Origin of the sequence: uncultured Algibacter sp., from assembly GCF_947495925.1 — a bacterium.
Classification (GTDB): domain Bacteria; phylum Bacteroidota; class Bacteroidia; order Flavobacteriales; family Flavobacteriaceae; genus Algibacter_E.
Genome location: NZ_CANMAU010000001.1, coordinates 65255 through 89157 on the forward strand (window position 1 = coordinate 65255; position 23903 = coordinate 89157).

Genomic DNA, 23903 nt, shown 5'->3' on the forward strand with positions numbered 1-23903 from the left:
TCTATACTTGTTACTAACTTATATTCAAATCAATATGATAAAAGCATTTTCAAGAATATTTTTAGCCTCTTTTTTGATTTTATCCCAATTTGTCTGTATTGCTCAAAGCGGTGAAACAAAACTCTTTACTGATTCGACAACAGTAACAAAGCCAAAAGCTATACCTGTATTAGAGGTTGTTAGAGAAATACAAATTGCGAATGAGAACTTAAAGAATTTTGAAACCCGAATAAAGCCTAAAAAATCAATTAAAAAAATTGATTCTCTTTTTCCTTTTCAAAAAACACTAATCGCTACAAAACAAAAAGAGGCCAAATTATTTTTAAAGGCAAACCCTAACAAACAAAAAATAAATAACCTACTTAATAAATGGTATCGATTTAATGATTACTTAAATGTCTGGCAAACCTCAGTAAATGATAATATTCAGCGCAATGCAAGAATTCTTAAAGATGCCCAATATTATGAGGAGACATGGAAACTTACCTATGAAAAAGCCAAAACAGAAGGTGTACCAAAGGAAATTATAAAAGACATAGGTGCTACTTGGCAAAGTTTTAAAAAAGTTAAAACCGCTTTCAATACTGAAAACAATAAATACCTCAGTCTTGAATCGAAAATAAATTATCAGATATCTATAACGAATAACATTATAGACGAATTAGAAAACTTAAAAAGTTCCGAAATCTATGGTATCTTTTATCGTAGACATGCCCCAATTTGGAAAACCTCTATGGATAAAACTAAAATTGAACTTCCTACAGGAAGCGAAGAATCAGGTCTTATTAAGTTTAAAAACACTATTGATTTTTTTAAAACATTTGAACACTTAATCTATTTATACATTGTTATAGTACTTCTAATTATTGCATTATTTCGATATCTAAAAAAAGGAATTGATTTATATAAATATGATGAAAGTAACGCATTCTTAAAAAAATCGTTGGAGCTCATTTATCATAACACTTGGGTATCTATAACCTATGTCTGTTTAATAATTGCTAAGTTTTATTTCACGAATGCACCTCAGTTACTCGACAATATAATCTCTTTGCTCATACTAATTCTTACCGTTCCAATTGTATATAAAAGCCTGGCAGGGAAATTTAGAAATATTATATATGTAATCATCTTTTTTTATGTTTTTAATTCTATTAAAACTTATGTTTGGTTTGAGTCTTATCAGTATCGTGCCTATTTAATAGTTGGTGCGCTTCTTGTAATACTAACCCTTTTTCATTTTACTAGACCATACATCCATACAAGGAAGCTACCGTTTAAAAAAATGGGGGTGTTTTTTGTAAGACTTACTCCTCTTATTTATGTTCTTGGTATTACCTCGATAGTTTCAAACATCTTAGGATACACAAACCTTGCTGATATTTCATTAAAATTTTGCACGCATGGTAGTGCCATTTCTATTGTGTTTTATGCTACACTAAGAATTTTGGAGGGCAGTGCTTTAGCGCTAGTACATAGGCATTTTGGACCAAAGAATCGTATCAATACAACGCAGAAAGATATTATTGAAAAGAAAATTTTAAAAGTCATTCAATATGGTGTCTTCATTCTTTGGGTACTTTTCTTTCTTAATATACTAGATCAGTTTAGTACCATTATTGATTTTTTTGACAATTTTCTGACTGAACCATACATTATAGGTAGCATCTCATTTACCATAGGTGATATTTTATCTTTTCTATTCATTCTAACAGGTTCTTTTTTAGCAACCAGTTTCATAAGCTTTATAATAGACGGCGATGAAGGTGCATTACAATTTTTAAAACTCCCAAAAGGTGTCCCGAGTGCCATTTCATTAGTATTACGATATTTAATATTAGCCTTTGGGATTGTTTTTGCTTTATCCTCATTAGGTATAGATTTGAGTAAATTTAATTTAATGGCTGGAGCACTAGGACTTGGTATTGGATTTGGATTACAAAACATAATTTCAAACTTTGTTTCTGGTATTATTTTAATTTTTGAAAGACCCATATTACCAGGTGACACTATAGAAGTAAATAATTTATTAGGAAACGTAAACAAAATAGGTGTACGCTCTTCAAGCATTAGTACTTTTGATGGTGCCGATGTTGTGGTTCCTAATAATAATCTAGTGTCTAATGACTTGATTAACTGGACGCTTTCAAACAACATTAAGCGTGTTGAAATTTTGGTAGGAACTACTTATGACTCAGACCCCAATAAAGTATTAGAAATTTTACTCAATTGTGCCAAAGAATACAAAGAAACTATGGCTGACCCTGGCCCAGTAGCCTTATTTAGTGATTTTGGTAGTAGTTCTTTAAATTTCAGATTACGTTTTTGGGTGCATTTTGAAGTTGGTCTTCAAGCTAAAAGTGATGTTTCTATTGCCGTGTATAACAAGTTCAAAGAACACGGCATAGATATACCGTTCCCTCAACAGGATATTTATATTAAAGACACTCGTAAGAGTAAAGAAGACTAGTTAATTAAATTTTTAACCTCATCGAAGTCCAATCCTCCATAATTACCAGAACTCATTAAAAGCAAAGCTTTGTTATCAAAGCTTTGTTTGAAAAGAAAATCCTTAAAATCATCAGGGTTTGTATAAATAATTAAATCGTCCCGCTCAAATGCATCTGCTATTTGCTCGTGTGTAACTTCTTCTAATTTCTTAATTTCAACGGCATGCGGAGAATAAAAAACAACAGCCACATCGGCAGCATCTAACGCCCCTTTGTATTCTTTTAAAAATTGCGCATTTAAACTGCTATATGTGTGCAATTCTAAACAGGCTACCAAAGTTCTGTTCTCATATTGCTCTTTAACCGCCTGAGTAGTGGCTTCTACCTTACTTGGTGAGTGAGCAAAATCTTTATAAGCAACACCCGTTTTGCCTTCTGCAATTTTCTCTAAACGTTTACTTGCACCTTTAAATGTTGAGATAGCTTCAAAAAAATCATCTTCGTCAATGCCCATATGTTGGCAAATCCACTTGGCACCCGCTAAATTATTCAGGTTATGTTTCCCAAACACTTCAATAGGTAGAGGTCCTTCAGGAGATTCAATTAAAGTCTGCCCATCTTCAACAGTATATTCTGGTGTTCCATACGCAATTTTTCGAATCGTATTTTCGCTAGTCTCAACCACACGCTTCACCTCAAGATCTTCTTCATTATAATTAATACTTCCCCCCTTTACAATAGAGTCTACAAAAATGCTAAATTGCTCTACATAGTTCTCATAAGTGGGAAACACGTTAATATGATCCCAAGCAATACCACTCAACAATGCAATATTGGGTTTATATAAATGGAATTTTGGGCGTCTATCAATTGGAGAACTTAAGTACTCATCACCTTCTAAAACGATAAAATCATTATCTTCAGTTAGCTTTACCATAACATCAAAACCTTCTAACTGAGCGCCCACCATATAATCTACGTCCCTATCATGATAATGCATTACATGGAGAATCATTGAGGTAATTGTTGTTTTTCCATGACTTCCTCCAATAACAACTCTTGTTTTATGCTTTGACTGCTCATACAAGAACTCTGGATAACTGTAAATTTTAAGACCAAGTTCCTGCGCTTTAAGTAACTCTGGATTATCTTCTTTTGCATGCATTCCTAATACAATAGCATCTAAACTCTCAGTGATTTTTTCTGGAAACCATCCAAAATTTTTAGGCAACAGCCCTTTAGCAGCTAATCTGGATTTTGATGGTTCAAAAATGGTATCGTCACTTCCGGTTACTTGATACCCTTTATTATGTAAAGCCAAAGCTAAATTATGCATTGCTGCACCACCAATAGCAATAAAATGTACATTCATGAATTATAATCTTTATATACGCTTTCGGCTTCTTTTTAAAGCCTCTTTTAAGAATAAGTAAATATATGAATTGAACGGATAAAGATGATGACAATATCTCAAGTTTTTGCGTTAGGGATTGAAACGAAAATCCTTTTTTGTATATATAAATCCGCATGAGACCTTTACTCCTAAAATGCACACTCGCAGAATAAGCTAACTAAAACTTTATAACAAAAAAGATTGTATTGCAAAGCCCGACCCTTGTGGTAACGCTTAAATATCATAAAGCTAAAATTTCCACCTTTTGTTTTTTAAATAGTTTAATGCTAGGAAGCTCAGTAATAGCTAAGTTAATATACTTCAAAGCCTGTGCTTTATATTTTCTATGTGTCTGTATTTGAGCCAACCTGTAATAAGCCCAAGCCTTTGGAACACCATCTTCGGCAGAATAGTTTTTAATATAAATATGTAAACACTTTTCACCTTTATGAAGTTCTACATTATACTCCGCAGCCACCTTACCTATTTGATAATGCAAAGCGTTACGTTGATGCTTTTTGTTGGCAGATTCAATATTTTTTATGGCTTCTTTAGGCTTATTTTCACTTTCGTAAAGTTTGGTAAGCTTGTCATAACAAGTTAAAGACCCGCCTTCTGTAATCGCCATTTTATAATACTTCTCAGCTAACTCTGGTTCATCATCATACTCATAAATATAACCTTTAGCTAAATAGCCATCAACCTTTGACAAATTCTCCAACTCTTGAGCATACTTCATAGATTTTTTCATACTCCCTCCAACAAAACTAGGTAATTCCATATACAGCTCTACCAAAGCCCAACGTGTATCAATATGGTTTTTATCTAATTCTGCTGCTTTTTCAAAAGAATACTTGATGTCCCCAATAAATCCAATCGCTTTTAATTTGTTTTCCAAGGCTTTCATACCTAAAACACCTCCATATTTATAATGGTAATTCGCATTGTTGTCATCAGCTTTCACTAATAATTCATAAACATCTATAGCTTTGTCCCATTTTTTTTGATGCCCATAGGCGTCACCTAATAACTCTATAGCTTTTAAGTTATCTGGATTTTTATTTATGAATTCGGACAGAAAAACTTCGGCTTTTCCATATTGTTTATTTTCAAAAAGGGATTCAACACCATCAAAACTGGTTTGACAAAACACTAAAAATGGGCATAGAAAAAGAAAGATTATTTTTTTCATAACATTAAAGTTGGTGGTGCAAAAATAAACTTTCATTTTTTTTTAAAATCAATCATTGATAGTTTATTTGAAATGCTATTTTATATACTATAATTATTTCACACACAACAATGGTACCTTATTATACCCCTATTTAATTGATAAAATAACTAACTTCACTCAATCAAACATATGGTTTACTCAGTTGTGATTTTTTGGCATCCCTTTTGAAAGTAATTTAGAGACAAACTTAAACTATGAAACGCACAATATTATTAATGATTATACTTCTTGCTCACTTTTCCCAAGCCCAAAATCCTTGTTATGATGACTTATGGAGTAAAGTTGAGCAATTTGAAATTAAAGGCTTACCAACTTCCGCTTTAAAAATTGTTGAGTCTATTAAAAAACAAGCTATAAAAGATAAAAACTCGCCACAACTTATTAAAACCATGCTATTTAAAAGCAAGTATGCCTTGGTTTTAGAAGAAGATGCACAACTTAAAATTATAAATGATTTTAAGAAACAAATTGAGCTTAGTACGTTTCCAACAAAAAATGTTTTAGAAAGTGTTTTAGCGAATTTATATTGGCAATATTTCCAACAAAACCGATGGAAGTTTTACAATCGTACTAAAACTTCTGAAAAAGTAGATAATAAGGATTTTAGAACTTGGGATTTACAAACACTTTTTGATGAAATTCATTTGCATTACCAAAAGTCTTTAGCAAACGGATTACTTTTACAATTAGAACCTTTAGAAAAATTTAATGTATTACTTAATGAGCAAAAAAACTCTAAAATTTACAGACCAACTTTATTTGATTTTTTAAATCATACCGCTTTAGAGTTTTATAAAACTAATGAAACACATATTACTAAACCAGCCTATAAATTTGAGATTAATGATCCTGATTTTTTGGCTGATCCAGAAAGCTTTTCAATATTAAGAATAGAATCAAAAGATTCGATGTCTTTACAACTTAATGCCCTTAAAATTTATCAAAATTTAATTCAATTTCATTTAAAAGATGAATCTTTTTTGGCTTTGGCTGATGTGAATATTAAGCGTTTGCAATTTGTAAATCGGCATGCCTCTTTTAATGACAAACAAAACATTCTTCTAAAAGCTTTAAAAAGTGAAAAGGAACGATTAAAAACACACGAAGTTTCTGCGTTATACAATTTTGAAATTGCATCGGTTTACTATAATCAAAGCAAACAATATCAACCCACAACAAAAGAGGAATACCGTTGGAAAGTAAAAGAAGCTATCGACATCTGCAATCAAGTTATTGCAAAATTTCCAAAAAGTAAAGGTGCAGAGAAATGTAACATTTTGAAAGTGCAAATTGAACAACAAACACTTCAAATTACCACTGAAGAGTTTCTACCAATTCAGCAGGATGCAAGGTTATTGGTTGAGTATAAAAATATAGAAACGCTCCAATTTAACATTCATAAGCTTTCTGAAAAACAGTTTAAAAAGTTTAATAAAATCTACCAAAGAGAAGAACAACGTACGTTTATTTCAGGCTTATATGCTCAAAAATCTTGGAGTACTCCTTTAAGAAACGAAAAGGATTATCAAACACATACTACAGAAGTACTTCTACCAAAACTCAATAACGGAAGGTATTTAATAGTAGCTACTACCAATATGAACGATTCCAGCACTTTTGCGTTTTCAAAAATTCAAGTTACCAATATGGCTCTTGTAGAAACAGACACTGAAGATTACAAAGTTTTTCAGGTTATAAACAGAAATAATGGTGCTCCTATAGCCAACACATCTGTTAAACTAACATGCACCAATAGGAATAACCAAAACAACATATCTAAAAATTACACTACGAATACTCTAGGGGAAATAAGGCTAGAAAAGACTAATGAATGGTATAGAAATATAAATCTTGAAGTTAAGACAAATGCAGACAAGGCCTATTTTGGTGATTTCTACTTGAACCGTTTTTACAGCGATACTGAAGAAACTGTTAACTATAAGTCATTTTTATTTACAGACCGTAGTATTTACAGACCCGGACAAACAGTTTACTTCAAAGGCATTGCTATTCAAACTGAAAAAGCTAAATCCAAAATTGTTGCTAACGAAAAAGTATATGCTGTTTTATATAACATCAATAATGAAGAAATAAAAGAACTTGAATTAATAACAAATGAATTTGGATCAGTTTCTGGTGAATTCATTTTACCAAATTCTGGTTTAAATGGACAATACCGTATTGAATTTGACGCAGAATCAGGGGATAAAGATTTATTCTCGGAACACTATTTCTCTGTTGAAGAATACAAACGCCCTAAATTTAAATCTAAATTCAACCCGATTACAAACACCTATAAAATTAATGATTCCATAACGCTGAAAGGAAACGCAATAGCCTATGCGGGAAGTAATATTTCTTATGCCAAAGTGATATATCGTGTACATCGTAAAGTTGAATATCCAGAGTGGTATTTTTGGTATCGCCCTTGGTCCAACTCTAACCCTCAAGAAATCACTCATGGACAAAGTATAACAAACGACAAAGGTGAATTTGAAATCACGTTCAAAGCGATTCCAGATCAAAATATAGATAAAAACAGCTTACCTATATTCCATTACGAAGTAACTGCTGATGTCACCGACCTAAACGGAGAAACTAGAAGCACTACAACAATAGTTAATGTTGGCTATCATGCGCTTTCTGCTAAGATGAGTATAAATGAGCGTATTGATAAAACTAAAAAAAAACATTTCATTACGGTTGATACTAAAAACCTAAACGGTGAGTTTGTGCCTGCTAAGGGAACCATAAAAATCTATAAACTAAAATCACCTGAACGTGTTTTAAGAACACGTCCATGGCCTGCTCCAGATTATCAAGATATTTCTGAAAAAGATTTTAAAACTTTATTCCCTCATGATACCCATAGCGACAAAAACCCGGAAGGAAGAGGGAAACTTATTTTAGAAAAGCCTTTTAACACAGAAACATCTAAAAACATCAAACTTGGTAAAATAAAAAAGTGGAAATCTGGCACCTATCTTATTACTTTAGAAAGTAAAGATAAATTTGACCAACTTGTAAAGGATGAAATAAAAACAACTGTATTTAGTGATGCAGATAAAGTGCCCTCCGATAATAAATTGTTTACTATTTCAACTGATAAACCCTCTTATACTATTGGTAATGTTGCTAAACTGACTTTAGGGTCTTCGGCTGAAAATATAACTGTAACCCTCTCCATTGAGAAAAACAAAAGAATTGTTAAAACAGAAACTATTGTCTTAAAAGGAAATAAGCAGGTTATAAACATACCTGTGCAGCCAAATGATTTAGGTGGATTCGCTATACACTATAGCTATGCAGCTTTTAATAGTTACCAATCAGGCACGCTAAATATTTCGGTCCCATACCCAAAAACTAATTTAAATATTGAAACTTTAACTTTTAGAGATAAACTACAACCGGGAACTGATGAAACTTGGCAATTTAAAATTAAAGGTCCTCAAGGTGAAAAAGTAAGTGCCGAACTATTAGCAAGTATGTACGATGCCTCCTTAGATCAATTTAAATCCCATCAATGGAGCTTCAACCCAGTTCAAACTTTTATATATTCTTCTCAAAGTCGTAATGCAGCACACCAAAGTTTTGGAACACAAAAGTTTAGAGTTTATAATAAGCATTCAAGGTTAAGCTATCCACATCAATATTATGATCAATGGAATTGGTTTGGATTTAATTTTGGAAGGCAAGACATTATGATTAGAGGGTACTCCAGCATACCAAGAACGCAAAGTGACAGAGTTGCAGGTGTTCCAATTATGGAAATGGATAGGGAAGTTGAAGAAAGTGTAGTACTTAATGTCGAAGACGACTTAGACGAAGTTGTCGTAATTGGTTATGGGACTATGAAGAAAAAAGAATTGACTGGAAGCGCTGTAACTGTTACCGAAGACGCAATTAATTCTCAAGAAAAACTGGAATTCGACAATATCAAAATTCGTGAAAACCTTAAAGAAACCGCCTTTTTCTTTCCAAACTTAAAAACAGATAATGAGGGTAATGTAAGTTTCAGTTTTACAACACCTGAAGCTTTAACCCAATGGAAGTTGCAGTTATTAGCACACACCAAAACTTTAGAAAGTGCTACTCTAAATTTAACTACGGTAACTCAAAAAGAATTGATGGTTATACCCAACGCACCACGATTTTTAAGAGAAGGTGATCAAATTACAATTAGTACAAAAATTGCAAATTTAACAGATAAACAATTATCTGGTGACGCTATTTTGCTTTTATCAGATGCTATTTCAGGAAATACTATTGACACAAATCTTGGTAATTCTGAAAACAACAAAACGTTTTCTATTGATGCAAAAGGCAATACTCAAGTATCTTGGAGTTTATCAATTCCTGAAGATGTTCAAGCCGTTCAGTATAAAATAATTGCCAAATCTGGAGAATATAGTGATGGTGAGCAAAATGCTTTACCAGTTTTAAGTAATCGCATGTTAGTTACAGAAACATTACCTATGTGGATTAAAAGCGATGAAACTAAAACCTTCACTTTAGATAAGCTAAAAAACAATAGCTCAACAACTTTAAAACACCACAAGTTAACCTTGGAAATGACTTCCAATCCAGCTTGGTATGCAGTACAGGCACTGCCCTATTTAATAGAATATCCTCACGAATGCAATGAGCAAACATTTTCAAGGTATTATGCCAATGCTTTAGCAAGTCATATAGCAAATTCAAACCCCAGAATTCAAGAGGTATTTAATCAATGGAAATCTCAAGACGCTTTAGTAAGTAATCTTGAAAAAAATGAAGAATTAAAATCTATTCTTATTCAAGAAACACCATGGCTTCGTGATGCTGAAAGCGAAACTGAACAGAAAAGACGTATGGCTTTATTATTCGATTTGAATAAAATGAATAACGAATTACAATCGGCCATTAACAAGCTTAAAAATAACCAAATGAGTTCTGGAGCATGGTCTTGGTTTAAAGGTGGGCGCGAAAACAGATATATTACACAACATATTATTACTGGTTTTGGGCATTTAAAACGGCTTAATGTTGTTTCAGATCAAAATTCAAAAATGACTGAAAACGCTATCAAATATCTTGATTCAAAATTTATAAAAGAATACAAAGACATTAGAAAATATAATAAAGACGTTGATTTAAACAAAGACCATTTAAGCTATACACAATTGCATTATTTATACATGCGAAGCTTTTTTACAGAGGTGAAAAAATCAAAAGAAGTAGAAGGTATTATTAAATATTATCAAACTCAAATTCAGACCTATTGGTTAAGTCGCTCCTTATATTCTAAAGGATTGATGGCTCTGATATCTCATAGAAACAAGGATTCTAAAACGGCTTCAAAAATTATAAAATCGTTAAAAGAAACGAGCATCACTTCAGAAGAATTAGGCATGTACTGGAAAGCTAATGCCAATTCGTGGTATTGGTATCAGGCTCCAATTGAAACACAAGCTTTATTAATTGAAGCGTTTGGAGAAATAGAAAACGACACCGAAACAATTGACAACCTTAAAATTTGGCTACTCAAAAATAAACAAACTAACCGATGGAAAACAACTAAAGCAACTACCGAGGCTGTGTATGCTTTATTATTACAAGGCAGCGATTGGTTGAGCATAAATGATATGGTTGAAGTATTTTTAGGCGGACAAAAAATAGAACCTAAAAAACTAGAAAATATAAAGGTAGAAGCTGGAACAGGTTATTATAAAACGTCTTGGAATATTTCTGAAATTAAACCAGAAATGGGAGAAGTAAAACTCACAAAAAAAGGAAATGGTATAGCTTGGGGAAGTTTATACTGGCAGTATTTTGAAGATTTGGACAACATTACTTCTGCTAAAACTCCTTTAAGCTTAAAGAAAAAGTTATTCCTTAAAAGGAATACTGATACTGGCGAAGAAATTTCAGAAATCACATCAGGCACCAATTTAAGGGTCGGTGATTTAGTGCGAGTTCGGATAGAATTAAAAAGTGACAGAAATATGGAATTCATTCATATGAAAGATATGCGCGCCTCTGGACTTGAGCCTGTAAATGTTTTATCCAAATACAAGTGGCAAGATGGTTTAGGTTATTATGAAAGTACTAAAGATGCTTCAACAAACTTCTTTTTTGATTATCTACCAAAAGGCGTTTATGTTTTTGAGTACGACTTAAGAATTAATAACGCTGGTAATATGAGTAATGGTATTACTACGATTCAAAGTATGTACGCTCCCGAATTTAGTAGCCATAGTGAAGGTATTAGGATTAAGGTGCAGTAATTATGAAAATTTAAATTATTAACTTTACAAAGTTATTATTTATTGCACCTAAATCGTAATCTCATTGAAAAAATACGCTATACAAAAAAGCCTTATTAATTTAACTACATTAATTTCTTTTGTAATTATTTGTCCGTCTTATTCTTGTAGCAGTACAAAGAACCCCGCGGAGAATAAACAAACGGTTGAAAATACTCCAAAAATTATTTTTTTAAATTACAGCATAAAGCATGAAAACAATGGCCATGTGTTGGTAAAGCTTATTAATACAATTAAGACTGATGGTAAACTAAAAAAAACAATCAACGCATATAATCAAGAAGGTATTCCTGGTGATTTAAAATGTAATCAACTCAATAAAAAACAAAAACCTTTACAAAGTGTTTTAATAAAAAACCCACTATCAAAAGACTTTGAATATGTCGATGACTTTAAAGAATTTAAAATTGCCCATGTAGAGTTAGATAGTACTGAGTTTTCGGTTAGATTGCAGTTACTGCCAGACACCAAATACGTATCTATTACTAATTATCAACAGAAACCGTCCGACAAACCCCTTATTTTAACCCAAGTCAATTAATTATGAAGTTTACTTTACTTGTCTTTTTAACGTTCCAAATAGTTTCCGCTCAAGTTTTCGATAAAGAAAATATTAAAGTATCTGGAGATGATAACAAACGTATTAATCTTGTCATATTAAGCGAAGGCTATCAGGCCACAGAGTTCTCTAAATTTATTGAAGATGCAACGATTTTCTCGAATGCTTTGTTTAGTCAATCTCCCTTCAAAGAATATGCAGATTATTTCAATGTTTATGCTTTAAAAGTCCCTTCTGTTGAAAGTGGAACAGATCACCCAGCTACAGCTACAGATGTAACAGAACCTGTCTTTCCTCAAGCCAGTACAGATACTTATTTCGACTCTTCGTTTGACTCTTCAGGAGTCCACAGATTGCTTTACACATATAACTCTTCTGCTATTTATAGTGTTTTAGCCAATAATATACCTGAATATGATCAAGCCATTATTTTGGTAAACACTTCCGAATATGGAGGGGGAGGTGGCGCATACGCGGTGGCTTCTACTGGAAATTATGCTGATGAATTAGCTATTCATGAATTAGGACACTCCCTCTTTGATTTAAACGATGAATACTATCCAGGAGATACTCGCGCAAGGGAATCAATCAATATGACTCAAGAAACAAGTCCTAGTGCCGTCCGATGGAAAAACTGGATAAACGATAACGGTGTTGGGGTTTACCCATACGGAAGTATTGGTTCTGCTGCGACTTGGAATAGACCTCATCAAAGATGTAAAATGCGCTATTTAGGCGATCCTTTTTGTTCTGTTTGTAAAGAAGGAATTATAGAAAAAATACATAGTTTGGTTTCCCCCATTAACTCCTTTATCCCAGATAACACTACCATAGAAACACCAACTTTCCCTCTTGATTTTGAACTTGATTTAATTAAAACCATTCCAAATACTTTAGAAAACAGTTGGACATTAAATACTCAAGAGATAGCCAACAATGTAGACAATGTTTCTTTAGTTGAAAATGATTTATTAGAAGGTACAAACATTTTAACAACAAGTATTGAAGATAAAACTACAGCGCTTAGGATAGACAATCATTACAACATTCATATTTATACAATAACATGGACCATCAATTATGACGTTCTAAGTGTACTTGATATTGAAAGTGAAGTTAACAATTTCTTTATATCTCTATACCCCAACCCATCAAACACCGTTGTTAACTTAAAAGTTGAAAGCGACTATAACGAAAATATAAAAGTAGATATCGTTGCTCTAGACGGTAAAAAACTAAAATCAGTTTCTCTTTTAAATTTTCAAACGAATCAAATTGATATTAGTGATTTGAGCACAGGAGTTTATTTAACAAATATTTATTCAGGAAACAGATTAATTTCTAGTGAACGTTTAGTTAAAAACTAATTACTTACTAGGAGGGGTTGTTGGTCTTACCTCAATTTTACTTGGTAAAGTTCTAGGGTTCATTTTCAACAAATCGACAACTAATTCACCAATATCTTCAATTTGAATTTTCCAAGCATCTTTTTCATCTGGAACATTCCCATTAAAATATGTTGATACAGAACCAGGCATAATTGTACTCACCTTAACCCCATACTGTCTTAAATCTAACATAACTGATTGTGTAAACCCAGTAAGTCCAAATTTACTTGCATTGTAAGCTGATCCCTTTGCAAAGAAATTTGTTCCTGCTAAACTAGAAATAGTGATGAAATATCCTTTGGTTTGTTTTAAGGCTTCAACGGCTGCCTTAATAGTATAGAATACACCTGTTAGATTCGTATCAATGGTATCTTGCCATTGCTTAACAGATAAATCTTCAATACTTGCAAAATAACCTAAGCCAGCATTAGCAATTACAATATCGAGGTGTTTAAAACGTTCTAACACAAGTTCTACTCCTCTTTGTTGGCTTTCATAATTACGAACATCAACAGTAATTCCTATAGCTTTTCCAGCAAAACCCAACCCATTCAATTTCGAAGCAGTTTCATTAGCGCTGTCTTCGCTTCTACTAGTAACAGCAACGTTAACACCTTGTTCTAATAAAGACTTTGCAATACCATAACCAATACCTTTTGATCCTCCTGTGATTAATGCAACTTTACCATTCATAGTTTCTGTTTTTAGTAAAACTACAAAATGATCTAATTATATTAGTATACATTACACTAGCATTTTAAAAATATAGTTATTTATCTTGCTCTGGAGGATACTGAGATAGCACTTTACCTACTATGGCATTAATCATATTATTTCTTATTTCTGGTGTAGCATCAGGGTTAAAACTAGATTCGCTAATTGCTTGCCAAAAGAGTTGTTTCTTACCATGATCCACAAAATCAATCGTTATTTCTCTATTAACATTTCCTTGACCTACCGGAATTCCTACTGATACGCCTCCGCCCATATTACCGCTTGTGCCACCCATTCCTATACCAACCGTACTTTTGGGAGCTTCTTGATATGATCTGCTTTTTATATCAATGAAAAAATCTGGAGTTTTAGAGATACTATATCCTTTTTCAGCCATTTTAGCATCTAGTGCGTCTAACAATCTATTCGTATCCAGTTCGCTTAAACCAGTATTCATATCAGCAAAGTACTGGTAAGTCTTATAGTTTTCAAAATTGGTTGTTCTGTCATAATCATAATTAACACGGATAGGTGCGCATGATACCAGAACTAACAATACAATAATAGAAAGCAAACGCATAGGTTATGGTTTTTGATAAAAATAATCAAAAATTATTCCATAATAAATAGGAAACTCCATTTAGTAAAAGTCTATAACATTTGAATATAGTTATTATATAGTAACCATCAATCTTGACAAAACAACGCCTAATTATTTAGCATGTTCCAAAGCGTGTCTTTAAGCTCGGTAATACCTTGCTGTGCAACTGAAGAAATAAAATGATAAGGAATTGGTAATTCTTTATCTAGTTCTTTTTTAAGTTCTGCCTTAAGCTCATCGTCTAGCATATCACATTTAGAAATGGCTATGATACGTTCTTTATCAAGCATTTCAGGATTATATCGACGTAATTCATCTAATAAAACATCGTATTGCTTTTTAATATCATCTGCATCCGCAGGAATTAAAAAAAGTAAGATTGAATTACGCTCAATATGTCTCAAAAAATAATGACCTAGCCCTTTTCCCTCGGCTGCACCTTCAATAATTCCAGGAATATCAGCCATTACAAAAGTTTGAAAATCACGATATTCAACTATACCCAAATTAGGCTTAAGGGTTGTAAATTCATAATCGGCAATTTTAGGTTTTGCCGAAGTAACTACTGAAAGTAAAGTTGATTTCCCTGCATTAGGAAAGCCTACCAATCCAACATCGGCAAGTACCTTCAATTCCATCGTAACGTACTTTTCTTCTAAAGGAATTCCAGGCTGCGCATAACGTGGTGTTTGATTTGTTGAAGATTTGAAATGCCAATTTCCTAGACCGCCTTTTCCCCCTTGAGCTAAAACTATTTCTTCTCCATCTTCGGTGATTTCGAATAAAACATTATTAGTTTCTGTATCCCTAATTACAGTTCCTAATGGCACATCAATATAAACATCGTCTCCATCTGCCCCAAAGCTTCTACCACTACTACCATGTTCTCCATGGCCTGCCCTAACATGTTTTTTAAATTTCAAATGAAGTAGTGTCCAAAGGTTAGCTTTTCCTCTTACTATAACATGACCTCCTCGACCACCATCCCCTCCATCGGGTCCGCCTTTAGTGATATACTTTTCACGATGTAAATGCGCAGAACCTTTACCTCCGTTTCCGGAGCATACATACATTTTTACATAATCTACGAAATTCCCCTCAGTCATAATTATTGTTTATTTGTTTTTTGTAGAATTGCTTAGTCGTGTTTAACCTCTATCTAAACAACTAAACGAATAAACGTTTCAATTAAAGACTATCAATTACAGTACTTAATCGCTCTGTGATATCCTCTATACTACCAACGCCATTAACACCGAAATACTTACCTTGAGCAGAATAAAAATCCTTTAAAACAGCCGTTTTATCGTAATATTCTTTGATTCGGTTTCTTATAATTGATTCATCGGCATCATCAGCTCTTCCACTCGTTTTCCCTCTTCCTAAAAGACGCTCAACTAAAATCTCATCTTCTACTTCTAGAGCAATCATAGCATTAATTTGAGAATCTTTACTATCCATTAGTTTGTCCAAAGCATCAGCCTGAGCATTTGTTCTGGGAAAGCCATCAAAAATAAATCCATTAGCATCAGCATTCTTTTCTACCTCAGCATTTAACATGTCTATAGTTACTTGATCTGGAACTAATTCGCCTTTATCCATATATGATTTAGCTAACATTCCCAGTGCCGTTGCATTCTTAATGTTGTATCTAAAAACATCACCTGTTGAAATATGTACTAAATTATATTTCGTTTTTAAAAATTCCGCTTGCGTTCCTTTCCCTGCTCCTGGAGGGCCAAATAGCACTAAATTTGTCATGTGTTGTGTTTCTTTTATTTGATATACTTCTGGTATATTACGTCCCAGCCCATCATAATCTAAGCCGTAACCTACAATGAATTTGTTTGGAATTTCAATACCAACATAATGTAATTTAAAATCTTTTTTATAAGCTTCAGGTTTGTAAAACAGTGTTGCTATTTTAAGCGATTTTACTTTTTCATTCTTAAAAATCCTGTGTACTTCCGCTAATGTATTACCCGAATCTATGATATCCTCTAAAATCACTACTGTACGCCCTGTTAAATCTTGAGTTAATCCAATAAGTCTTTGAATATCTTCGGTTGATTTTACACCTTCATAAGAAGCTAACTTGATAAATGTTACCTCACAAGGCTTAGGATATTTTTTAACGAAATCGCTAACCACCATAAAAGACCCATTCAAAATACCAACAAAAACGGGTATTTCATCTCCAATATCTTGAGCAATTTCTAATGCCAAACCTTCCATAGCATCATCTATTTGCTTTGCAGAAATAAAAGGTTTAAAATATTTGTCGTGTAGCTTTATCACCGGTAATAAATTTTGGCAGCTGCAAAGATAATCAATAGATTAACGAATTACCATTTTTTGATTTATGAATTAGGAACTAATTTAAGATTTAAGTGTATTTTTGCCTATCCTTATTTTGCTTTAGAAAAAAAACAGATAGATGAATTACTTTTCTTCAAATTTTAAACTTGGTATACTTGGTGGTGGCCAATTAGGTAAAATGTTACTTTACAATACACGTAAATTTGACATTTATACCGCCGTTTTAGATTCCAGTGAAGAAGCTCCTTGTAAAATAGCGAGTGACGAATTCCACTTGGGAGATTTAATGAATTATGATGTCGTTTACAATTTTGGGAAACAGGTTGATGTTTTAACTATTGAAATAGAAAATGTAAATGTAGATGCCCTTGAAGATCTAGAAAAAGAGGGGGTAAAAGTATATCCAGCATCAAAAACACTAAGAACTATTCAGAATAAAGCGAAACAGAAGTTGTTTTATATAGATCATAATTTACCAACGGCTCCGTTCACAAGGTTCGCTTATCTTTCGGAAATTGAAGATGCCATAAAGAATGGTAGTTTAGAGTTACCTTTTGTTTGGAAAGCAGCACAATTTGGTTATGATGGTAATGGCGTGAAAATCGTTAAAAAGCTATCCGATTTAGAAAACTTGCCCAAAGGAGAATGTATTGCCGAAAATTTAATCCCATTTAAAAACGAATTAGCCGTTATTGTAGCAAGAAACCCATCTGGTGAAACAAAAACCTATCCAGTAGTAGAAATGGAATTTCACCCGGAAGCTAACCAAGTAGAGTATGTGATTTGTCCGGCTAGGATTTCTAATGAACTTGCTAAAAAAGCTATGAATATAGCCTTAAAAGTTTCAAAATCATTTGAACATGTTGGCCTTTTGGCTGTAGAAATGTTTCAAACTCAAAACGACGAAATACTTATCAACGAGGTAGCACCAAGACCACATAATTCAGGCCACCAAACTATTGAAGCTAGCTATACATCGCAGTTTGAACAGCATATTAGAGCTATTTTAGATTTACCTTTAGGGAGAACTGATAATAAAGTTGGAGGTGTAATGGTAAACTTAGTAGGGGCCGAAGGCTTTACAGGAAACGTGGTTTATAAAAATATAGAAAACATCATGAAAATGGATGGAGTTACCCCTCACATATATGGAAAAAAACAAACTAGACCTTTCCGCAAAATGGGACATGTAACCATAGTAAATGAAGATTTAGGTGAAGCAAGAAGAATTGCCCAAGAGGTAAAACATAATATAAAAGTAATAAGCGAATAGTTATGAGTAAAGTTGGTGTAATTATGGGAAGCAAAAGTGATCTTCCTGTTATGCAAGATGCCATAGACATCTTAAAAGGTTTTGACGTAGAAGTAGAAGTAGATATTGTTTCGGCACATCGTACGCCAGAAAAATTGTTTGATTATGGAAAAAACGCACATACACGCGGATTCTCAGTAGTTATTGCAGGTGCTGGTGGAGCGGCACATTTGCCTGGAATGATTGCCTCCTTATCGCCTTTACCAATAATTGGTGTACCTGTAAAAAGCAGCAATTCCATTGATGGCTGGGATTCTATTCTCTCTATTTTACAAATGCCAGGTGGTGTTCCAGTTGCTACTGTTGCTTTAAATGGCGCTAAAAACGCTGGTATTTTGGCAGCTCAAATTATAGGCTCAAGCGATAAATGTGTCTTAGATAAAGTCATAGCCTACAAAGAAGGCCTTAAAATAAAAGTAAATGAATCTGCAAAAGATTTATAATGAAAAAAGCCCCGAAAATAAATTCAAGGCTTTTCAGCTATTAACAAATAATTCTATTGAGTTAGTCACTCAGCAATTTGCTGCCGCAAAAGTATAAAAAAATCTATTATGCATACATAGCAAATTAGATTTTAACATATTCTCTGACAAAATGATAAAAAAAGAACTCGTTACTCCGTTTAATACTAAGTATAATACGCCTCCTTTCTCAAATATTGAAAACAGCGACTATCTACCTACGTTTAAAGAAGCCATTAAATTAGCCAAACAAGAAATTAATGCTATCATCATTAATGAGGACTCACCAACGTTTAAAAATACTATTGAAGCGTTAGATTTTTCTGGAGAGCAATTAGACCGAATTTCAAGTATCTTTTTTAATCTAAACTCAGCTGAAACGAATGAAACCATACAAAAGATAGCACAAGAAATTTCGCCGTTACTATCAGAATTTAGTAATGACATTACATTAAATGAGGACTTATTTAAACGGGTTAAAATTGTTTATGATTCTAAAAACACGTTAGATTTAACCACTGAACAACGAACATTACTTGAAAAAAAATATAAAGGGTTTTCAAGGAACGGCGCTAATTTACCTGAAGATGAAAAATCGCAACTCAGGGAAATTGACAAAAAACTAAGTCAGCTTAAATTAAAGTTTGGCGAAAATGTTTTGGCAGAAACTAACAAATTTGAAATGTTAATTACTGATGAAAGCGATTTATCGGGATTACCAGAAGGCACCAAAGAAGCAGCAAAACAATTAGCAGAATCAAAAAACAAAACTGGTTGGTTATTTACATTAGACTACCCTAGCTATATTCCTTTTGTTACTTATGCAGACAATCGGGAATTGCGAAAAAAACTCACACTTGCCGCAGGGAGTAAATCTTTTAAAGGTGATGATTTAGATAACCAAAACAACGTACTCGAAATTGCAAAACTAAGGCATGAACGTGCCAACCTTTTGGGTTATAAAACACACGCACATTTTGTTCTAGAAGAACGCATGGCTGAAACTCCAGAAAAAGTTCAATCCTTTTTAAATGAACTCTTAGAAAATGCAAAACCAGCAGCCGAAAAAGAATTTAATAACCTAGAAGTATTTGCTAAAGAATTAGAGGACATAAACAGGTTAGAAAAATGGGATGGTTCTTATTATTCGGAAAAATTGAAACAAAAGTTATTCAGTTTAGACGACGAATTATTGAAACCATACTTCAAACTAGAAAATGTTATAAATGGAGCTTTTATAGTCGCCAACAAATTATTTGATTTAAATTTTGAAGAGATTCAAGATATCGATAAATATCATGATGACGTTTTAACCTATAAAGTCACAAACACTAATGGCGATTTAGTTTCTATTTTTTATGCTGATTTTTTTCCAAGACCGGGAAAACGAAATGGAGCTTGGATGACATCGTACAAACCGCAATACATACAAGACAATAAAAATAGCAGACCACATATTTCAATCGTTTGTAATTTCACGAAACCAACTAAAAGCAAACCCTCTTTATTAACATTTAATGAAGTTGCAACCCTATTTCACGAATTTGGTCATGCGCTTCATGGCATGCTTGCAAATACAACGTACCCTAGTTTATCTGGAACAAGTGTATATTGGGATTTTGTGGAGCTACCGAGTCAAATTCTTGAAAATTGGTGTTATGAAAAAGAAGCTTTAGAATTATTTGCTACACATTATGAAACTGGTGAAGTCATACCCATGGATTTGATTGAAAAAATCAAAGAGTCCGCTACTTTTCACGAAGGTATGCAAACGCTACGTCAAATTAGTTTTGGATTATTAGATATGAGTTGGCACGGTCAAAACCCTTCTCGTATTAAGGATGTTAAAACTCATGAATCTAATGTTTTCAAAAATGTTTCTCTTTATCCTGAAACAAAAGAAACTTGCATGAGTACAGCATTTTCTCATATATTTCAAGGTGGTTATTCCTCAGGCTATTATAGCTATAAATGGGCTGAAGTGTTAGATGCTGATGCTTTTGAATATTTTAAAGAAGAAGGCATATTCGATAAAAATGTTGCAACTAAATTTATGGAAAACGTACTAAGTCAAGGTGGAACAGATAACCCAATGACCCTTTATAAACGTTTTAGAGGACAAGAGCCAAAACCTGAGGCTTTATTAAAACGAGCTGGGTTATTAAAATAAACACCTCGTTATAATGTTTTAATGTAATCATACATTTTTTCTCGCATTTTACTATCAGGTATTTCACCATACCCAGCCATCATATTATCAATCATATGATGAGGTTTGGATGTTCCAGGGATTACACATGTTACCAATTCGTTCGATAAAATAAACTTTAAAAAGAATTGTCCCCAACTATTAATGTCACATTCTTTAGCCCAATCGGGTAGTTCCTTCCCCTTAGTAATCCCAAATAATCTTCCGCTTTCAAATGGTCGATTAACCAAAACCGCTGTATTATTATTTTTCGCAACATTAAATAATGATTTTTCGGCATGCCTTGATCTAATAGAATAATTGAATTGAACAAAGTCTGGTTTCTCAGACTTAATTATTTTTTCAAGTTGGGAGTGGGAAGAATCCAAATAATGTGTAATACCCCAATATTTAATATTGCCTTTTTCTTTCCAATCCTTAAGTGTTTTTACATGAGTCTTCCAATCAACCAGATTATGAATTTGCATTAAATCAATTTGATTCCGCTTCATAGCTTTAAAGGAATTTCTCATCTGTTCGATTCCTGCTTCTTTACCACTTGTCCATACTTTAGTCGCATAGAAATAATTATTTTGATACTTAAAACTATTTGTCAAATCACCAACCACACTTTCTGAAGTCCCATACATTGGAGAAGAATCTATAACTGTACCTCCCAAATCGTACATTTTACTCAAAACTTCTGTTAAAATATCTCTATCCAATTTAGCATTCCCAACATCAAAAGTTTGCCATGTTCCAAGGCCAATGCTTGCCAAGAATTCATTACCAGATGGAATTTTTCTTTTTAAAATTTCTCTTTTTAAATTAATAGATGAAATCAAAGGCATCAAAAATAAACCCAGCCCAGAAAGCCCTATAAGCTCCAAAACTTCTCTTCGTTTGTAATTATCTATCATAATTTATTGCATGTATTATTAACACTTATTTATTTAACTACACTTTTTCATATTGACCTCGAACAATTTCACAATAGTGAAGACAATTAAAGCAATGTCCGAAATTCATATTCAAAGCATTTAATCAGTTAAATAACTAGCCTATATCATTTTTATACTCCAGTAAATTACAAATCAATAAAATATTGATAATTCGTTTTTACGTAACCTACTCATATTCATGCAAATGAATACTATTTAAAAGTAGCTATTTCTTTAATTCAAATTATCTATGTTTTAAAAATTATGATAACTTTAGCATATAGAAAGGTGCTACTAGAATTAACTATAAATTCATTTTTTTAACCTATTTTTGGTATTCAAAAAATTGCTAAATAATGTCTAACCATCAAATCAACCCAAACAAGTGGATTGACTCGTATTCAGATTACTTGTTTAATTACACCATTTCAAGGGTAAGTGACAGAGAAATTGCTCAAGATTTGGTTCAAGATACTTTTCTGGCTGGTTTAAAATCCATGAAAAATTTTAAAGGTGAAGCTAGCGAACGTACTTGGCTTATTTCTATTTTGAAGCGAAAAATTATAGACCATTATCGCAAAATAAATTCGAATAAAGGAAAAGCGGAAGTTAGAATTAACTATAAGGATTCTGAAAGCGAAGGTGATTGGTTGGAAGAACGTGTTGCAGATCCTTTTGACAAAACTGCCGAAGACACCCTACAAAATGCAGAATTAGGAGATGCCATTCATAATTGCCTAGGCAAATTACCTCAAAAACAGGCTAATGTTTTTAAAATGAAAACAATACTTGGTCATGAAACGGAAGCGATTTGTAATGAACTAAATATTACTGCGTCTAACCTTTGGGTAATCATTCATAGAGCACGAACTGCTATGGCTGATTGCTTAAAAGAAAATTGGTTTTAATTATGAGTAATATAAAGTTTGTAATTCCTTGCAATGAAGCAAATCATGTTTGTGACAAAACACAATATAAGGATGCCACACTATGGGAAAAGATAAAACTGAATATCCATTTAATATACTGCAGAGCTTGTAGAGAATATACCAAAAACAACACTAAGCTTACAAAAGTTTTGAAAAGGTCTGACACTGACTGCCTCGATCCTGAATGCAAAGAAGCGATGAAAAAAGATTTCGAGAAAGCTCTAAATGAGTATAAGCAATAATACAAGCCAAAATATGGGTAGCGCTTCCACCCAAAAAGAACTATAATATTTGCCTTGTTCAACTCTAGAAAAAATTACGAAGCCCCCTGTGAGTATCGTTATTAAAAGTAACGTAATAATACTAGAACTTATTAAATCGTCTTTAAAAAACTCCAGAGCAGAACATATCAACAACATGAATATACCCAAAGTTTTAGTTTGATTTACCCCTATACTTTGAGGTATTGTTTTCAACTTTGAATCATCAAATTTTAAATCCCTTATTTCAAAAGGAATCATTAAAACTAGCACGTATAAAAAACGCTGTGTACCCAGTAAAAGTACATCCGTACTTAACTCATATTCAATATTAATTAATGGAATAAATACCGTTGCTCCTGACCAAACTAAGGCAATAACATAAACTTTTACACCATTAATATTTCTAAGAGTATATTGCCCCTTTTTAAAAAATGGAATTGCATAAAAGAACGTTACCACTGCAAAAAAAACTATAACCCATAGTGTTTTTATTTGGAGTTGATAAGCATAAAAGCACATAAACAAAAAGCATACAAAAGATAAAACCTGAATTAGTCTAAGCCACTTGGCCAGCCGCCTATGGCGAAACTTTGCAATTCCAAAATACTTAACAAAATTATACCCTGTAATAGTAGCATAAAACATAAAATATAAAACTACCTCATCGTATTTTAAACCTAATTCCAATAGTGTAATCCAAGTTAATGCATATACTGCCAAGGCTACATGAATACTACTATTGATATAAAAATTAAATAGACTTTTTAGAATCCTCACGCCGCAAAAGTAATTATATCATTTTACTACCTCAGGTTGTTTTGGATATAACCACCATAAAATCATTAT

Annotated in this window: 16 protein-coding genes; 8 read left to right on the forward strand and 8 right to left on the reverse strand. The window is 32.7% G+C overall.

What is annotated here, in order from left to right:
* Positions 1 to 34 precede the first annotated feature (34 nt).
* Positions 35 to 2470, forward strand: coding sequence for a mechanosensitive ion channel domain-containing protein (locus tag Q0857_RS00330; protein ID WP_298530511.1), 2436 nt, complete (start codon positions 35 to 37; stop codon positions 2468 to 2470).
* Here Q0857_RS00330 and murC read toward each other — a convergent pair.
* Positions 2467 to 3822 carry a Mur ligase family protein gene (gene murC / locus Q0857_RS00335; RefSeq protein ID WP_298530513.1) on the reverse strand — a complete coding sequence of 452 codons (1356 nt, stop codon included), beginning with the start codon at positions 3820 to 3822 and terminating at the stop codon, positions 2467 to 2469. The genes Q0857_RS00330 and murC overlap by 4 nt on opposite strands.
* A 262-nt stretch (positions 3823 to 4084) precedes the next feature.
* Positions 4085 to 5035: a tetratricopeptide repeat protein gene (locus Q0857_RS00340; RefSeq protein WP_298530515.1), complete on the reverse strand. Its 951-nt coding sequence runs from the start codon at positions 5033 to 5035 to the stop codon at positions 4085 to 4087.
* A 236-nt stretch (positions 5036 to 5271) separates the two neighbouring features.
* On the opposite strand from Q0857_RS00340, the gene Q0857_RS00345 reads away from it, so the two are divergent.
* From Q0857_RS00345 to Q0857_RS00355, 3 genes are all read left to right on the forward strand, one after another.
* Positions 5272 to 11343 carry an alpha-2-macroglobulin gene (locus tag Q0857_RS00345; protein WP_298530518.1) on the forward strand — a complete coding sequence of 2024 codons (6072 nt, stop codon included), beginning with the start codon at positions 5272 to 5274 and terminating at the stop codon, positions 11341 to 11343.
* Positions 11344 to 11407: 64 nt separating this feature from the next.
* Complete coding sequence (locus Q0857_RS00350; RefSeq protein WP_298530521.1) at positions 11408 to 11923, forward strand: hypothetical protein; 516 nt, start codon at positions 11408 to 11410, stop codon at positions 11921 to 11923.
* 2 nt (positions 11924 to 11925) lie between these two features.
* A complete protein-coding gene (locus Q0857_RS00355; protein ID WP_298530525.1) occupies positions 11926 to 13308 on the forward strand; it encodes a M64 family metallopeptidase in 1383 nt (460 codons plus the stop codon).
* Here the strand turns inward: Q0857_RS00355 and Q0857_RS00360 are convergent, their stop codons facing one another.
* The 4 genes from Q0857_RS00360 to Q0857_RS00375 all read right to left on the reverse strand — a co-directional run bounded on the left by Q0857_RS00360 (position 13309) and on the right by Q0857_RS00375 (position 16942).
* The gene (locus Q0857_RS00360) at positions 13309 to 14022 is read right to left on the reverse strand and encodes an SDR family oxidoreductase (protein ID WP_298530528.1); all 714 of its coding nucleotides are present in this window, start codon (positions 14020 to 14022) and stop codon (positions 13309 to 13311) included.
* A 76-nt stretch (positions 14023 to 14098) separates the two neighbouring features.
* Positions 14099 to 14623: a DUF4136 domain-containing protein gene (locus Q0857_RS00365; RefSeq protein WP_298530531.1), complete on the reverse strand. Its 525-nt coding sequence runs from the start codon at positions 14621 to 14623 to the stop codon at positions 14099 to 14101.
* A gap of 128 nt (positions 14624 to 14751) precedes the next feature.
* On the reverse strand, positions 14752 to 15750 hold the full coding sequence (gene obgE, locus Q0857_RS00370) for a GTPase ObgE (RefSeq protein ID WP_298530534.1): 999 nt from the start codon (positions 15748 to 15750) through the stop codon (positions 14752 to 14754).
* 82 nt (positions 15751 to 15832) lie between these two features.
* A complete protein-coding gene (locus Q0857_RS00375) occupies positions 15833 to 16942 on the reverse strand; it encodes an adenylate kinase (protein ID WP_298530537.1) in 1110 nt (369 codons plus the stop codon).
* A gap of 139 nt (positions 16943 to 17081) precedes the next feature.
* On the opposite strand from Q0857_RS00375, the gene Q0857_RS00380 reads away from it, so the two are divergent.
* The 3 genes from Q0857_RS00380 to Q0857_RS00390 all read left to right on the forward strand — a co-directional run bounded on the left by Q0857_RS00380 (position 17082) and on the right by Q0857_RS00390 (position 20906).
* Complete coding sequence (locus Q0857_RS00380) at positions 17082 to 18236, forward strand: 5-(carboxyamino)imidazole ribonucleotide synthase (RefSeq protein WP_298530539.1); 1155 nt, start codon at positions 17082 to 17084, stop codon at positions 18234 to 18236.
* A 2-nt stretch (positions 18237 to 18238) separates the two neighbouring features.
* Complete coding sequence (purE, locus tag Q0857_RS00385; RefSeq protein WP_298530541.1) at positions 18239 to 18718, forward strand: 5-(carboxyamino)imidazole ribonucleotide mutase; 480 nt, start codon at positions 18239 to 18241, stop codon at positions 18716 to 18718.
* Positions 18719 to 18869: 151 nt separating this feature from the next.
* A complete protein-coding gene (locus tag Q0857_RS00390; RefSeq protein ID WP_298530544.1) occupies positions 18870 to 20906 on the forward strand; it encodes a M3 family metallopeptidase in 2037 nt (678 codons plus the stop codon).
* Positions 20907 to 20914: 8 nt separating this feature from the next.
* Here Q0857_RS00390 and Q0857_RS00395 read toward each other — a convergent pair whose 3' ends face one another.
* A complete protein-coding gene (locus tag Q0857_RS00395) occupies positions 20915 to 21844 on the reverse strand; it encodes an aldo/keto reductase (protein WP_298530546.1) in 930 nt (309 codons plus the stop codon).
* A gap of 377 nt (positions 21845 to 22221) precedes the next feature.
* Here Q0857_RS00395 and Q0857_RS00400 point away from each other — a divergent pair, with 377 nt between their 5' ends.
* Entirely contained in the window at positions 22222 to 22773 is a 552-nt protein-coding gene (locus tag Q0857_RS00400; protein WP_298530549.1) for a sigma-70 family RNA polymerase sigma factor, read from the forward strand.
* A gap of 242 nt (positions 22774 to 23015) precedes the next feature.
* On the opposite strand, the gene Q0857_RS00405 is transcribed toward Q0857_RS00400, so the two are convergent.
* The gene (locus Q0857_RS00405) at positions 23016 to 23834 is read right to left on the reverse strand and encodes a hypothetical protein (protein WP_298530552.1); all 819 of its coding nucleotides are present in this window, start codon (positions 23832 to 23834) and stop codon (positions 23016 to 23018) included.
* Positions 23835 to 23903 lie beyond the last annotated feature (69 nt).

What these genes read in the sequence shown, in the direction of transcription:
- Q0857_RS00330 (WP_298530511.1), top strand. Translation starts at nt 35, where the DNA reads ATGATAAAAGCATTTTCAAGAATATTTTTAGCCTCTTTTTTGATTTTA.
- murC (WP_298530513.1), bottom strand. Translation starts at nt 3,822, where the DNA reads ATGAATGTACATTTTATTGCTATTGGTGGTGCAGCAATGCATAATTTA.
- Q0857_RS00340 (WP_298530515.1), bottom strand. Translation starts at nt 5,035, where the DNA reads ATGAAAAAAATAATCTTTCTTTTTCTATGCCCATTTTTAGTGTTTTGT.
- Q0857_RS00345 (WP_298530518.1), top strand. Translation starts at nt 5,272, where the DNA reads ATGAAACGCACAATATTATTAATGATTATACTTCTTGCTCACTTTTCC.
- Q0857_RS00355 (WP_298530525.1), top strand. Translation starts at nt 11,926, where the DNA reads ATGAAGTTTACTTTACTTGTCTTTTTAACGTTCCAAATAGTTTCCGCT.
- Q0857_RS00360 (WP_298530528.1), bottom strand. Translation starts at nt 14,022, where the DNA reads ATGAATGGTAAAGTTGCATTAATCACAGGAGGATCAAAAGGTATTGGT.
- Q0857_RS00365 (WP_298530531.1), bottom strand. Translation starts at nt 14,623, where the DNA reads ATGCGTTTGCTTTCTATTATTGTATTGTTAGTTCTGGTATCATGCGCA.
- obgE (WP_298530534.1), bottom strand. Translation starts at nt 15,750, where the DNA reads ATGACTGAGGGGAATTTCGTAGATTATGTAAAAATGTATGTATGCTCC.
- Q0857_RS00380 (WP_298530539.1), top strand. Translation starts at nt 17,082, where the DNA reads ATGAATTACTTTTCTTCAAATTTTAAACTTGGTATACTTGGTGGTGGC.
- purE (WP_298530541.1), top strand. Translation starts at nt 18,239, where the DNA reads ATGAGTAAAGTTGGTGTAATTATGGGAAGCAAAAGTGATCTTCCTGTT.
- Q0857_RS00390 (WP_298530544.1), top strand. Translation starts at nt 18,870, where the DNA reads ATGATAAAAAAAGAACTCGTTACTCCGTTTAATACTAAGTATAATACG.
- Q0857_RS00395 (WP_298530546.1), bottom strand. Translation starts at nt 21,844, where the DNA reads ATGATAGATAATTACAAACGAAGAGAAGTTTTGGAGCTTATAGGGCTT.
- Q0857_RS00400 (WP_298530549.1), top strand. Translation starts at nt 22,222, where the DNA reads ATGTCTAACCATCAAATCAACCCAAACAAGTGGATTGACTCGTATTCA.